At 72.6% G+C, this 13,331-nt stretch carries 13 protein-coding genes; 12 read left to right on the forward strand and 1 reads right to left on the reverse strand.

All coding sequences use genetic code 11. The annotated features are described in order from the left end of the window. Positions 1-5 precede the first annotated feature (5 nt). Genes cobT through RAMLITH_RS10980 form a run of 3 tightly spaced genes read left to right on the forward strand, consistent with a single transcriptional unit; the run spans position 6 to position 2,408 of the window. Positions 6-1,076 (forward strand): nicotinate-nucleotide--dimethylbenzimidazole phosphoribosyltransferase, encoded by a 1,071-nt coding sequence (cobT, locus tag RAMLITH_RS10970; RefSeq protein ID WP_168107440.1) that lies wholly within the window; start codon positions 6-8, stop codon positions 1,074-1,076. A 7-nt stretch (positions 1,077-1,083) separates the two neighbouring features. Further along, the gene (gene cobS, locus RAMLITH_RS10975) at positions 1,084-1,866 is read left to right on the forward strand and encodes an adenosylcobinamide-GDP ribazoletransferase (protein WP_168107441.1); all 783 of its coding nucleotides are present in this window, start codon (positions 1,084-1,086) and stop codon (positions 1,864-1,866) included. Then, a complete protein-coding gene (locus RAMLITH_RS10980; RefSeq protein WP_168107442.1) occupies positions 1,863-2,408 on the forward strand; it encodes a histidine phosphatase family protein in 546 nt (181 codons plus the stop codon). The genes cobS and RAMLITH_RS10980 overlap by 4 nt, the downstream gene beginning before the upstream one ends. Positions 2,409-2,429: 21 nt before the next feature. Here the strand turns inward: RAMLITH_RS10980 and RAMLITH_RS10985 are convergent, their stop codons facing one another. Next, positions 2,430-3,641 carry an amidase gene (locus tag RAMLITH_RS10985; protein ID WP_168107443.1) on the reverse strand — a complete coding sequence of 404 codons (1,212 nt, stop codon included), beginning with the start codon at positions 3,639-3,641 and terminating at the stop codon, positions 2,430-2,432. A 238-nt stretch (positions 3,642-3,879) separates the two neighbouring features. Between RAMLITH_RS10985 and RAMLITH_RS10990 the strand changes: the two genes are divergently transcribed. The 9 genes from RAMLITH_RS10990 to RAMLITH_RS11030 are packed head-to-tail and all read left to right on the forward strand — an operon-like array spanning position 3,880 to position 13,302. After that, complete coding sequence (locus RAMLITH_RS10990; protein WP_168107444.1) at positions 3,880-5,382, forward strand: ABC transporter substrate-binding protein; 1,503 nt, start codon at positions 3,880-3,882, stop codon at positions 5,380-5,382. Further along, positions 5,379-6,380, forward strand: a complete 1,002-nt coding sequence (locus RAMLITH_RS10995) for an oligopeptide/dipeptide ABC transporter ATP-binding protein (RefSeq protein WP_168107445.1) — start codon at positions 5,379-5,381, stop codon at positions 6,378-6,380. The genes RAMLITH_RS10990 and RAMLITH_RS10995 overlap by 4 nt, the downstream gene beginning before the upstream one ends. Beyond that, positions 6,370-7,389, forward strand: a complete 1,020-nt coding sequence (locus RAMLITH_RS11000; protein WP_168107446.1) for an ABC transporter ATP-binding protein — start codon at positions 6,370-6,372, stop codon at positions 7,387-7,389. The genes RAMLITH_RS10995 and RAMLITH_RS11000 overlap by 11 nt, the downstream gene beginning before the upstream one ends. Then, the gene (locus RAMLITH_RS11005) at positions 7,383-8,330 is read left to right on the forward strand and encodes an ABC transporter permease (RefSeq protein WP_168107447.1); all 948 of its coding nucleotides are present in this window, start codon (positions 7,383-7,385) and stop codon (positions 8,328-8,330) included. Before RAMLITH_RS11000 ends, RAMLITH_RS11005 begins: the two co-directional genes overlap by 7 nt. Continuing rightward, the gene (locus tag RAMLITH_RS11010; protein WP_168107448.1) at positions 8,327-9,244 is read left to right on the forward strand and encodes an ABC transporter permease; all 918 of its coding nucleotides are present in this window, start codon (positions 8,327-8,329) and stop codon (positions 9,242-9,244) included. Before RAMLITH_RS11005 ends, RAMLITH_RS11010 begins: the two co-directional genes overlap by 4 nt. Before the next feature lie 4 nt (positions 9,245-9,248). Next, positions 9,249-10,190 (forward strand): D-2-hydroxyacid dehydrogenase, encoded by a 942-nt coding sequence (locus RAMLITH_RS11015; protein ID WP_168107449.1) that lies wholly within the window; start codon positions 9,249-9,251, stop codon positions 10,188-10,190. Further along, entirely contained in the window at positions 10,187-11,155 is a 969-nt protein-coding gene (locus RAMLITH_RS11020) for a D-2-hydroxyacid dehydrogenase (protein WP_168107450.1), read from the forward strand. The genes RAMLITH_RS11015 and RAMLITH_RS11020 overlap by 4 nt, the downstream gene beginning before the upstream one ends. Before the next feature lie 12 nt (positions 11,156-11,167). Beyond that, complete coding sequence (locus RAMLITH_RS11025) at positions 11,168-12,391, forward strand: hypothetical protein (RefSeq protein ID WP_168107451.1); 1,224 nt, start codon at positions 11,168-11,170, stop codon at positions 12,389-12,391. Next, positions 12,388-13,302, forward strand: coding sequence for an NAD-dependent epimerase/dehydratase family protein (locus RAMLITH_RS11030; RefSeq protein WP_168107452.1), 915 nt, complete (start codon positions 12,388-12,390; stop codon positions 13,300-13,302). The genes RAMLITH_RS11025 and RAMLITH_RS11030 overlap by 4 nt, the downstream gene beginning before the upstream one ends. Positions 13,303-13,331: the final 29 nt, after the last annotated feature.

A 13,331-nucleotide genomic window follows, 5' to 3' on the forward strand; every position in this document is an offset into this window, starting at 1 on the left:
CGACCATGATCAAGACCACGACCATGACCCCGGCCGCCGCGCCCGACATCTCCGATCTGCACGACGCCGCGCTGGCCGCCCAGGTGCAGCACGATCTCGACCACAAGACCAAGCCGCAGGGTTCGCTGGGACGGCTGGAGAGCCTGGCGCTGCAATTGGCGCTGATCCAGCGGCGGCGGCGCCCGCTGCTCGAGGCGCCGCAACTGGTGGTATTCGCCGCCGACCACGGCATCGCGGCCCGGGGCGTCTCCGCGTTCCCGGCCGAAGTCACGCGGCAGATGGTGGCCAATTTCCTGGCCGGCGGCGCCGCGGTGTCGGTGTTGGCGCGACAGCACGGCATCGCGCTCACCGTGGTCGACTGCGGCGTGGCGCACGACTTCGAGCCGCAGCCCGGCCTGCTCCGCGCGAAGGTCCCAGGGGCCGAGCACGGGACCGCGGACGCGAGTCGCGGGCCGGCCATGAGCGCGGCGCAACGCGATGAGGCGATCACGAACGGCCGCCGCATCGTGACGGGCCTGCCCGGCAACGCGCTGCTGCTGGGCGAGATGGGCATCGCCAACACCTCCGCGGCGGCCCTGCTGATGGCGCGGCTGACCGGCCGGCCCCTGGCCGACTGCGTCGGTCGCGGCACCGGCCTGGATGACGACGGGCTGGCGCGCAAGCTGGCAGTGCTGCAGCAGACCCTGGACCGCCACGCCGGCGCGGTCGCGCCGCTGGACGCGCTGGCCGCCCTGGGCGGACTGGAGATCGCCACCATGGCGGGCGCGGTGCTGCAGGCCGCCGGCGAGCACCGCGTGATCGTGGTCGACGGCTTCATCACCACCGCGGCGGTGGCGGTCGCGGCGGCGCTGGCGCCGGCGGTGCTGCAGCGCTGCGTGTTCTCGCATTGCTCGGCCGAGACCGGGCATGAGCGCTGGCTGCGGCACCTCGGAGCCCGCTCCCTGCTCGACCTGGGCCTGCGCCTGGGCGAAGGCTCCGGCGCGGCACTGGCCTGGCCGCTGCTGCCCGCCGCCTGCAGGGTGCTGGCGGAGATGGCCAGCTTCGAATCGGCCGGCGTCAGCACGCGCAGCGACTGAGGCCGGCATGCGAGCGCTCGCGCACGAGCTGCGCCTGTTCTTCGTGGCGCTGCAATTCCTCAGCCGGATCCCGGCGCCGCGCTGGACCGGCTTCGAGCCACACTGGCTGAACACCTGCGTGCGGCACTTCCCGCTTGCCGGCGCGCTGATCGGTGCGGCCGGGGCGGTCGTGCTGTGGGCCGCCCAGGCGCTCTGGCCGCCGGGCGTGGCCGCCGCGCTGGCGGTGGCCGCCACCGCGTGGCTCACGGCCGCGTTCCATGAAGACGGACTGGCCGATACCTTCGACGCGCTGCTGGGCGCGGCCGGCCGCGACCAGGCGCTGGCGATCATGAAGGATTCGCGCATCGGCAGCTACGGGGCCACCGCGCTGATCCTGATGCTGGGCCTGCGCACGGCGCTGCTGGCGGCGCTGCTCGGGCACGGCTGGCGGTTCGCGGCGGCAGCGCTGGTGGCCAGCCATGTGCTGGCGCGTGCCGCCGCCGTCGCGCTGATGGTGCTGCTGCCGTATGCCGGCGACGCCGAACACGCCAAGGCCAAGCCGCTGGCACGGTCCGTGGCGCGCCGCGACGCCGTCGCCGCCGCCGGCTGGTGCGGCGTGCCGCTGGCGCTGCTCGGCTCGCTGGCGACGGGCGGACGGGCCACCGCCGCAGCGGCCGCAGCCGTCCTGGTCGTGCTGGCGATGCGCCGCTGGCTGGACAGGCGACTGGGCGGCTATACCGGCGACACGCTGGGTGCCACCGAACAACTGGCCGAAGTGGCGGTGTTGCTGGCGCTGGCGACCACGTGGTGAGCGGCACGCTGGTCGTGTGGCGTCATCCACGCGCAGCCGGCGCGGTCGGCCGCTGCATCGGCCGCACCGACCTGCCCGTGCCGCGGCGTCAGGCCAAGCGGCTGGCGCGCCGCATCCAGCAGGTGGCCCGGCGGCGGCGACTGCCGAAGATCGTCGTCACCTCGTCCTTGCGGCGCAGCGCCGACGTCGGCCGCTGGCTGGCGCGCTGGGGCTGGCGCCATGTGGTCGATCCGGCCCTGTCCGAACTGGACTTCGGCGACTGGGACGGACGGCCCTGGAGCGCGATTCCGGTGGCCGAGCTGGATGCATGGTGCCGCGACTTTCTGCACTACCGTCCCGGCAACGGCGAGAGCGTCGCCGAGCTGATGACCCGCATGGCGGCCTGGTCAGCTCACGGCGCCCGGGTCGCCGTCGGCCATGGCGGCTGGCTGTCGGCGGCGCGCTGGCGCCTCGAGCACGGGCCCGCCGAGCCGGACTGCCGGCACTGGCCGGCCGCGCCCAGGCATGGTTCCAGTCTGCTCCTGCCGACGCCCCCAGCCTGACGCGAACGCCGGCCGTTTCGGTCAATCCCGCAGCGCCGCCTCCAGCATGGCGCCGGCGGCCAGGCAGAGTGCGTCCTCGCCCGGCCGCGCGACCAGTTGCAGTCCCATCGGACGTCCCTTGACGCCGACCGCACCCGGCACGCCGACGCACGGCGTGCCGAGCAGCGTCCAGGCGCGGTTGAAGGTCGACACGCCGGTGCTGGCGTAGCCTTCGGGCGGCTCGTCGGGCGCACTGGGCGTGAGCAGCACGTCGATGCCGTCGAACCAGTGGCGCGCCGCGGCCTGCGCGTGCACGGCCTTTGCCTGCGCGATGGCGTATTCGGCATCAGTGATCCTCGCGTACCCCGCCAGCGTGTCGCGCAGCAGCGCGGAGAACTTGTCGCTGGCGGTTTCCATTTCGTGAGCCAGCGAGCGGACGGCTTCCCAGCCCTGGATGGTGTCGTGGATCGCGAATGCGTCGGCTCCCCACGAGGGCAAGGCGCACGACACCACGCGGACGCCGGCGGCGCGCAAGGCCGCGACGCCGCGCTCCATCGCCTGCCGCGCGCTGGGCGTGAGCTCGCCCCAGGGGTACGAGTCGGGGACGCCAACCACCCATTGCCCGGGCGCGCGCGCCGGCAACTCGCCGATGCGCGTCCCCGACGCGGCCCGCGCGAACGCGGCGACCTCGCCTACCGTGCGGGCGAAGAGCCCCACCGTGTCCAGCGACCACGAGAAACACTTCATCCCGGCCGTGGGCAGCAGCGCGAAGGTCGGCTTGAAGCCGACGATGCCGCAGTACGACGCCGGCCGGATCGTCGAACCGCCGGTCTGCGAGCCGACCGCCAGCGGCACCATCCCGGCGGCCACGGCGGCGGCCGAGCCCGCCGACGAACCGCCGGGCGTGCAGCCCGGCGCGGCGGGATTGAGCGTCGGCGCCGGCTGCAGGAACGCGAACTCGGTCGTCTCCGACTTGCCGATGACCAGCCCGCCGGCGCGGCGGATGATGCCGACGATCGCGGCGTCGCTGGCCGGCTGGTGGCCGGCGTAGATCGGCGAGCCGTAGCCGGTGGGGAGTTGAGCGGTGTCGAAGATGTCCTTCACGGCGATCCACTGGCCGGCCAGCGGACCTTCCAGGCGCGTGGCCTGGGCGGCGGCGGCCGCGTCGTCGAGCAAGGATGCGAAGGCGCGCAGCTCCGCATCCGCGCCGCGCAGCGCGGCGAGATCGGCGACGGACGATGTTGGCGATGTCATGGAGTCCTCCGTTGGTTCCGGGCCGCCGCGGCGGCTCCGGCAAGCGCGGATTGTGCGCGATGCGCGCCGGCATCCGTAAGCGCGCCTACAGAACGAAAGCAGCGGCGCGGCCTTTTTCGCGGCGCGGCGCCGGCGTACCTTCTGCGTCCTGCTGACGCGGGCCTCCGGTCCCAGAAGTACTCCCCCGGCTCCCGTGCGCCAGCACCAGGTTGGCTGTCACACACAGGGAGATTCCTTCATGAGATTTCGTTCGCTCCGCCTCGCCGGCATCCTGGCGCTCGGCATTCTCGCGGGCGGCTCCGCGCTGGCCCAGGCCGTGCGGCCGCTGGTGGTCGCCGAGGACGTCGTGCCCCAGACGTTCGATCCGACCCAGTCGTCGCAGATCCGCACCTGGTATGCGTGGCAACTGGTCTACGAAGGCCTGGTGCGCGCCGACGCCGGTGGCGCGATCGTGCCCGTGCTCGCCACGAAGTGGACGGTCGATGCGGCCCAGACCACGTACGACTTCACCCTGCGCGACGGCGTGAAGTTCGCCGACGGCACGCCGCTGGCGGCCGACGACGTCGTGTTCTCCTTCCAGCGGCTGGCTGAGAAGGGGCTGCCGTACGCCAAGGATCGTTTCAAGTCGATCGAGTCCGTGACCAAGGTCGACGACAAGCACGTGCGGTTCAAGCTGAAGCAGCCCGACGCGGGCTTCCTGCTGAACCTGGGCAGCCCCTTCGTGGTCGGCTCGGCCATCCTGAGCCAGAAATGGGCGCAGACCCACGACCCGAAGCGCGAAATGATGGGAACGGGCCCGTTCAAGTTCGTGTCGTACTCGCCGAACACCCAGCTCGTCCTCAAGCGCAACGAGTTCCACTGGAACAAGGACGGCGCCGCGAAGGTGGCCGACCTCGTGATCCGCTACATGCCCGAGCAGTCGGCCCAGATCGCCGCGCTGAAGTCGGGCCAGATCGACCTGATGTTCCCCAGCGCCGAAAGCCGGCTGCAGCTCAAGGGCGACCAGTCGGTGGGCACCGTGCAGGTCAATTCCACCAACACCGTGCGGCTGAACGTCAACACCGGCCGCAAGCCGTTCGACAACCCGGACGTCCGCCGCGCCATCTCGCTGGCGATCGACCGCGCCGCCGTGGCGCAGGGCGCCTTCCTCGGCGAAGCCGTGCCCAGCGCGCAGGTGCCGCCGTCGTATGCGTGGGCGCCGAAGATGAACACCATGAAGTACCACCGGCATGACGTGGCGCAGGCCAAGGCGCTGCTGGCCAAGGCCGGCTACCCGAACGGCTTCGAGGTGAACCTCAACCACCTGGCCGGCTACGCGACCTACCTCGACCGCTTCGCCGAACTGCTCAAGACCCAGCTGGCGCAGGTCGGCATCAAGGTCAACATCCAGGCCAACCAGAACGCCGTCTGGCTCGACAAGCAGAACCGCGCCGACTACGAGCTGATGGACAACGAATATGCCTACCAGGCCGACCCGCTGTTCTACCTGATGCCGCGCCCCGGCCGGCAAGGGCCCACGCCGCCCGAGATGGCGGCGCTGATCACCAGGGCCCAGGGCGGCACGGCCGAGGAGTACCTGGCGCAGCTCGCCAAGGTGGCCCAGATGCAGGACGACCTGGTGTACCCCGACATCACCATCGCGGCGCGCAACGCCTGGGTGTCGTACGGTGCCAAGGTGCAGTCGGTGGCGCCCGACGCCACGCTGTCGCGCACCTTCCTCGCGGGCGTCACGTTCAAGTGAATCCCGGGCCGGTCCTGGCGGTCGAGGGGCTCACGACCCGCTTTCGCACGCGGCGCGGCACCGTCACCGCGGTCGACGGCGTGTCCTTCAGCGTCGGGCGCGGCGAGACGCTGGGTCTGGTGGGCGAATCGGGTTCGGGCAAGAGCGTCACCGCGATGTCGATCCTGCGCCTGGTCGCCAGCCCGGGCCGCATCGAAGGCGGCTCGGTGATGCTGAACGGCACCGACCTGCTCCAGCTCGACGAGGAGCAGATGCGCGAGCGCCGCAGCACCCAGGCGGCGCTGGTGTTCCAGAACCCGATGACCGCGCTCAACCCGGTGTTCACCGTCGGCTGGCAGCTGGGCGAAACGCTGCGCGCCCACGGCCGCGGCGACGCCTCCTCGCCGGCCGTGCTGCAGGCGCTGCGCGACGTCGGCATGCCCGACCCCGAACGCCAGGCCGCCTCGTTCCCGCACCAGATGTCGGGCGGCATGCGCCAGCGCGTGGTGATCGCGATGGGCATGCTCAACGAGCCGCAACTGCTGATCGCCGACGAACCGACCACGGCGCTGGACGTGACGATCCAGGCCCAGGTGCTGGACTTGATGAAGCAGCTGACCCACGACCACGGCACGGCGCTGCTGCTGATCACGCACAACATGGGCGTGATCGCCCGCATGTGCGACCGCGTCGCCGTGATGTACGCCGGCGAGATCGTGGAGGAGGCCCCGGTCGACGAGTTGTTCGGCAACGCGCGCCATCCGTACACGGCCGGCCTGCTGCAATCCATTCCCCGCGTCGACCAGCCGCGCGGCAAATTGCCCACGCTCCCCGGCGCGCCGCCGGACATGAGCGCGCTGCCGGGCGGCTGCCGCTTCCGCGACCGCTGCCCGCGGGCCCAGGAGCGCTGCCTCTCGCACCCGCCGCTGGCCGAAGTCGGGCCGCGCCACAGCGCCCGCTGCTGGCTCGCGCAGGATGCCGCCGAGTTCGAGACCATGGAGATGAGCGATGCCGCCTGACGCCGCACCGCCGCTGCTCGAGGTACAGGGCGCCGTCAAGCACTTCCGCATCCGCGCCGAGGGCGGTCGCCCCGGCGGCCTGCTGCGCGCCGTCGACGGCGTCTCGCTGCGTCTGGACGCCGGCGAAACGCTGGGCGTGGTCGGCGAGTCAGGCTGCGGCAAGTCGACGCTGGCCCGCCTGATCGTCGGCCTGCTGCCACCCGACGCGGGCACGGTGAGCCTGCGCGGCGGCGACATCTGGGCGCCGGGCACGGCGGGCCGCGAGCGGCGCCGCCAGTCGCAGATGGTGTTCCAGAATCCCGCCGGTTCCATGAACCCGCGCCGCACCGTTGGCGCCAGCGTCGCCGAGCCGCTCGTGGCACGCGGCGTCCGCAGCGCCCGGGCCGACGCCGAGGTCGAGCGCATGTTGCCGCTGGTGGGCCTCAATCCGAAGATGGCCAGCCGCATGCCGCACGAGATGTCCGGCGGCCAGCAGCAGCGCGCCTCCATCGCGCGCGCGCTCATCGCCAGGCCGGCGCTGGTGGTGCACGACGAGGCCGTCGCCTCGCTCGACATCTCGCTGCAGGCGCAGATCCTCAACCTCCTGGTGGAACTGCAGGAAACGCTGGGCACCTCCTACGTGTTCATCAGCCACGACCTGGCCGCCGTGCAGGCAATCAGCCATCGCGTGATCGTGATGTACCTGGGCGAGATCGTCGAGACCGCGCCGGCGCGCACCTTCGCCGAGCAGCCGCTGCACCCCTATGCCGTCGCACTGCGCAATTCCACGCTGATGCCGGATCCGGCGCTGGAACGCAGCCGCTCCAGGATCGTGCTGCGCGGCGACGTCCCCAGCCCGATGAACCCGCCGTCCGGCTGCCGCTTCCGCACCCGCTGCCCGCAGGCGATGGCGCGCTGCGCCGAGGAAGCGCCGCGCCTCGCCGACGCCGGTGGCGGCCACCTGGTCGCGTGCCACCTCGCGCCGGTCGCGGTGGTGCCGCGGCGCGAGCCGGAGGCCGTGCCATGTTGAGACTGCTGCTCTCCCGCGCCGGCGCGATGCTGGCCGTGCTGTTCGCCGTGTCGGCGCTGGTGTTCGCGCTCGGCTCGTTGATTCCCGGCGACCTCACCAGCGTCATCGTCGGCCAGGAAGGCGCGACCAAGGAGCAGTTCGAGCAGGTGCGGCGCGACCTGGGCCTGGACCGGCCGCTGCCCGTGCAGTACGTGCGCTGGCTTGGCAACGCGGTGCGGGGCGACCTGGGCACCTCGCCGATCACGGGCCGCAAGATCAGCGCCGACCTGGCGCACCAGATTCCGGTCTCGCTGGAACTGGCGGTGCTGTGCCTGCTCCTGTCCACGGCCCTGGGCCTGCCCGCGGGCATCGTCGCCGCGGTGCATGCCAACCGCCGGCTCGACGTCGTCATCCGGGCCCAGCTGCTGGTGGCGTTCTCGGTGCCCACCTTCGTGATCGGCATCCTGCTGCTGCTGGTCGGATCGCGCTTCGCGCCCGACCTGTTCCAGGTGGCGTTCACGCCGTGGTCGCAGGACCCGGCGGCCCACCTGCGCTCGATGGCGATGCCGCTCGCGACCATCACGCTGCCGATCGCGGCGATGACCATGCAGATGACGCGCAGCGCGATGCTGGAGGTCCTGTCGGACCCGTTCATCGTCACCGCGCGCGCCATGGGCGTGCGGCTGCCGCGCATCCAGTACCTGCACGCGCTGCGCAACGCGCTGCCGCCGATCGTCACCTTCATCGGCTTCCAGTTCGGCGTGATGCTGGGCGGCCTGATCGTCGTCGAGCAGATCTTCAGCCTGCCCGGGCTGGGCCGCGCGATGCTGGAGGCGATCTCGACCCGAGACTATCCGATGGTGACGGCCACCACGCTGGTGTTCGCCGTGGCCTTCGTGCTGATCAACGCCGTGATCGACATGTTGTATCCGGTGCTGGATCCCCGCCAGAGGCCAAGATGACCAATCCCGACGGCGCCGCGGTGGCGCTTCCCCAGGAACCGGCGGCCGGCGAGCCGCCGCGCTCCGGCTTCCTGGCCGACCTGCTGCGCCACAAGGGCGGCGCGTTCGCGCTTGGCGTCGTGGTGCTGTTCGTGCTGCTGGCCATCGCCGGCCGCGCCGTGGCGCCGTACGACCCCAACACCGGCGATCTCGCCAGCATGCTGGCCGCGCCGTCGGCCCAGCACTGGTTCGGCACCGACGAACTGGGCCGCGACACCTTGAGCCGGGTGATCGACGGCTCGCGCATCGCGATCGTCGTCGCCTTCCTCTCGGTGGCCCTCGCCATGCTCGCGGGGGTGGCGATCGGCGTCGTCGCCGGCTACTTCGGCGGCTGGATCGACAGCGTCCTCAATCGCAGCCAGGACGTGCTGTTCGCCTTCCCGACGCTGCTGCTCGCGATCATCATCGTCGCCGTGCTCGGGCCGGGGCTGTTCAACGCCGTGCTGGCCATCGCCATCGTCTACACGCCGCGTTTTGCCCGGCTGGCGCGCGCCAGCGCGCTCACCGTGAAGACCAGCGAGTACCTGGACGCGGCGCGGCTGGCCGGCGTCGGCACCGGCGCCATCCTGCTGCGGCACATGTTGCCCAACGTGCTGCCGTCGGTGATCGTGCTGGCGGCGCTGAGCATGTCCACCGCGCAGCTGGCGTATGCCTCGCTGAGCTTCCTGGGCCTGGGCGTCAGTCCGCCGCAGGCCGACTGGGGCAGCATGTTGTCGAAGGCGCGCGACTTCATCACCGTCGCGCCCTGGCTGGTGATCTGGCCGGTGACGGCGCTGGTGCTGCTGATGCTGGCCTTCAACGTGCTGGGCGACGCGATCCGCGACGTGCTCGACCCGCGCCACGCGACGGCCACCGGCCCGGCCAACGCGGTGTGACGCCATGAGCGAACTCCATGTCGTGCTGCATCCGCGGTTTCCCCCGGCCGTGGACACGGCGCTGCGGTCCATGCCGGGCGTCGTGCTGCACTGCCCTGCCGACGACGCCGGTGTCGTGCGCGCGCTCGATGCCGGCGCCCAGGTGCTGGCCACCTTCACCTGGCGGCCGGAATTCCTGCGGCCGTCGCTGCGCTGGATCGCCGGCACCGGCGCCGGCACCGAGCAATATCCGCTGGCGCAGTTCCGCGAGCGCGGCATCGTGCTCACCACCGCGGCCGGCGTCCACGCCGAATGCGTCGCCGAGCACGCGTTCGCGCTGATGTTGGCCCTCACCCGGCGCATCGGCGAGGCCGTGCGCCACATGACGGCGCGGCGCTGGCAGGCGCTGCCGGGCGAGCAGCTCGCCGGCAAGAAGCTAGCCATCGTCGGCCTCGGCCGCATCGGCGAGCAGGTGGCCCGCCGGGCGCAGCCTTGGGGCCTGGAAATCATGGGCGTCAAGCGCGATCCGAAGCGCTACGACGGCTGCGTGCGCGACGTGCGCGGCGAAGACCAGCTGGACGCCGCCTGCGAATGGGCCGACATCCTGCTGCTGGCGGCCCCGGCGCGGCCGGACCGCAGCTCGCTGCTCGGCGCAGGGCAACTGGAGCGGCTGGGCCGTGGCTGGCTGGTCAACGTCGGACGCGGCAGCCTGGTCGACGAGCCGGCGCTGGTGCGCGCGCTCGAGTCGGGACGGTTGCGCGGCGCCGGCCTGGACGTCACGGCCGTGGAGCCGCTGCCGCCCGAGTCGCCGCTGTGGGGCATGCCCAACGTCGTCATCACCGCCCACAACGCCGGCGACAGCCCCGGCTTCGGCCCGCGCTGGGGCGCGATCTTCGCGCGCAACCGCGCGGCCTTCACGGGAGACGGCGAGTGGGAGAACCTGGCCACCGGACGGGCCGCCGCATGACACGCACGATGGTGATGCTCGCGGAGCCCGAGGTGCCGATGGAGGAATGGGCCAGCGCCGTATCGGCGGCGGCGCCCGGCCTGCGCGTGCTGGTGGCCCCGGACCACGCGGCGGCCATGCACTTGCTGCCGGACGCGGACGCGGCGTTCGGCACGCTCGATGCGCAACTGCTGGCGCGGGCCGGGCGGCTGGCGTGGCTGCAGGCGCCGCAGGCCGCGCCGCCGGCCGGCTACTTCTTCCCGCAACTGGTGGCACACCCGGTGCAGGTGACGAATTTCCGGGGCATCTACAACGACCACGTCGCGCTGCACGCCGTCGCCATGCTGCTGGCCCTGGCGCGCGGGCTGCCGCGCTACCTGCGCCAGCAGCAGCGCCACGAATGGATCCGGCACCTCGCCGACCAGGACATCCTGCACCTGCCGGAGAGCACCGTCCTGGTCGTCGGCGTGGGCGGCATCGGCGGCGAGATCGCCCGCATGGTCCACGCGCTGGGCGCGAACGTGATCGGGCTGGATCCGCGCCGCACCGAGCCGCCCGCCGGCATGGAGGCGATCTTCCCGCCGCACCAGCTCGACACGCTGCTGCCGGTGGCCGACGCCGTCGTGCTGACGCTGCCGCACACGCCGCAAAGCGAAGGCATGATCGATGCCCGCCGGCTGGCGCTGATGCGGACGCACGCGCTGCTGGTGAACGTCGGCCGCGGCGCCACCGTGCGCCTCCAGGCCCTGACCGACGCGCTGCGGGCCGGCCGGCTCGGCGGCGCCGCCCTCGACGTGTTCGAGCAGGAACCGCTGCCACCGGGTCATCCGCTGTGGAACGAGCCACGGGCCCTGCTCACGCCGCACGTGGCGGTAGTCGGTCCCTACATCGTTGAGCGCCGGCTGGCGGTGCTGTGCGACAACGCCCGCCGCTTCGCGTCGGGCGAGCCGCTCGTCAACGTCGTCGACAAGGCCAACTGGTACTGAGAAGCTGATCGCATGGACGCCACCATCTTCGTTTTCGGCACCGACCTGCTGCACGAGGGCTGGGACACGGTCCTCGCCAACGTGCAGGAGCGCGCGGGCGCGGGGGGCATCGCGCTCGCCGCCACCTATCACGACGCACGCGACGTGTTCCCGCACAACCCGAGGTTCCATGTCTACCGGCACCAGGGCGACGTCGCGTGGTTCGCGCCGCAGCGCAGCCGCTACGCGAGCGGGCTCGTCCCGCAACTCGCGGACGCCGCCGGCGGGGCCGACGTCCTGGCGCAGCTGTGCGAAGCGGCGGGCCGGCGCGGCCTCGCCGTCGATGCCTGGACCATCTTCCTGCACAACTCGGTGTTGGCCACGGCACACCCGGACTGCGCCACCCACAACGTCTACGGCGATCCCTTCCTCACCGACCTGTGCCCTGCCAATCCGCGCGTGCGCGCGTACTGCCGCGAACTGGCGGCGGACCTCGCGCGCTATCCGGTGCGCAGCCTGCTCGCCGAGAGCCTGCACTACCGCCCGCTGGAACACGGCGAACACCACGAACGCTACCTGATCCACCTGCCGGCGGAAGCCCGCACGCTGCTGGGGCTGTGCTTCTGCGGCCACTGCCGCGAAGCCGGGGAGCGCGCCGGCGTTCGGGTGGCAGCGCTCGCGGCTGCCGTGCGCGCCGCCCTGGAGCCGCTCTGGCGCGGCGACATCCCGCCGGGCCCGGCGGCGCCGCTGCTCGGCCCCGACGCGCAGGCCGAGCTCTCGGCCTTCGTCGGCGCGCGGATGGCCACGGTCGCCAGCCTCGTCGCGGAGGTGCGCAACGCCATGGCGCCCTCGGGGGTGCCATTGAGCTTCATCGACCACGCCGGCGGCATGCCGCACGTGATGGCCGGCACCAGCGCCGACGACGAGGTGACGCTGTCGTCGCGCAAGCTCGGCATCGACGTCGCCGCCGTGGCCGGCGCCTGCGACGAGATGTGCCTGCTCGGCTACGTGGACACGCCGGAACGCCTGCAGGCGCTGCTGGCCAGCTACGCCCGCGCGCTGCCCGCGGGGACCCGGCGCCGCGTGGCGCTGCGGCCGCTGCTGCCGGACTGCCATGCCGCGCAGAACCTCGCCGCCAAGGTGGCCGCGGTGCGCGCTTCGGGCGCGCCGGGGGTCGCCTTCTACCACTACGCCATGATGCCGCTGGGCCGGCTGGACTGGATCCGCCGCAGCCTCGCCGGCGAGGAGACGCCATGAACGTGCTCGTCACCGGCGCCGCCGGCCACCTCGCCACCCTGGCCCTGCCGGGGCTGCGCGGCCACGCGCTGCGCCTGGCCGACGTGCGGCGCCCCGCGGCGTTGCCGCCCGGCGCGAGCTTCGTGCCGTGCAGCCTGCTCGCGGCGCCGCAGGCCGAACTGGCGCAGCTGTTCCGCGGGGTCGAGGTGGTGGTGCACAGCGCCTACATCCCCTCCGGCGAGCGCGACGTGTACAGTGCGCGGCCGCCGCAGCTGGAACGCTTCGACGCCGAACTGGACAACGTGCGCATGGCCCAGCGCGTCTACCGCGGCGCGCTGGAAGCGGGCGTGCGCCGCGTGGTGGTGGTCTCGTCCAACCACGCCGCCGACTGGTACGAGCATGCGCAGGTGCACGAGCGTGCGCGCGAGACGGTGTACGAGACCGACCTGCCGCTGGCCGACAACTTCTACGGCTGGGCGAAGGCGTCGTACGAGCTGCTGGCGCATCCCTATGCCTGCGGCACCTTCGGCCGGCGGATGGAGTTCGTCATGCTGCGCATCGGTTCACCCTACCCGATCGACCCCGGCCGCTACGCGCCTGGCGTCGCCCCGCCAGCCACCAGCCTGCCGCGGCCACGGGGCCCCGCCGCCTTCAAGCGGGCGCTGGGCGCCTGGTTGAGCGACCGCGACTGCGCCAGCCTGTTCCGCTGCGCCGTCGATGCGCCGCTCGCCCTGCCGCCGCAGGCGGTGCCGTGGGTGATCGCCTACGGCATCTCCGACAACACCCGCGCATTCTGGTCGCTGGAACAGGCGCGTCGGGTGATCGGCTACGAGCCGCAGGACGACTCGGAGATCGCGTACGCCGATGCCGTGCGGCGGCTCCTGCACGAGGCGCCCGCCGGCCGGCTGGGGCCGCAGCCGGGCCTGCAATGACCATGTCCTGCCGCGGTGGCATCATTGAG

Origin of the sequence: Ramlibacter lithotrophicus (assembly GCF_012184415.1) — a bacterium.
GTDB classification, from domain to species: Bacteria; Pseudomonadota; Gammaproteobacteria; order Burkholderiales; family Burkholderiaceae_C; genus Ramlibacter; species Ramlibacter lithotrophicus.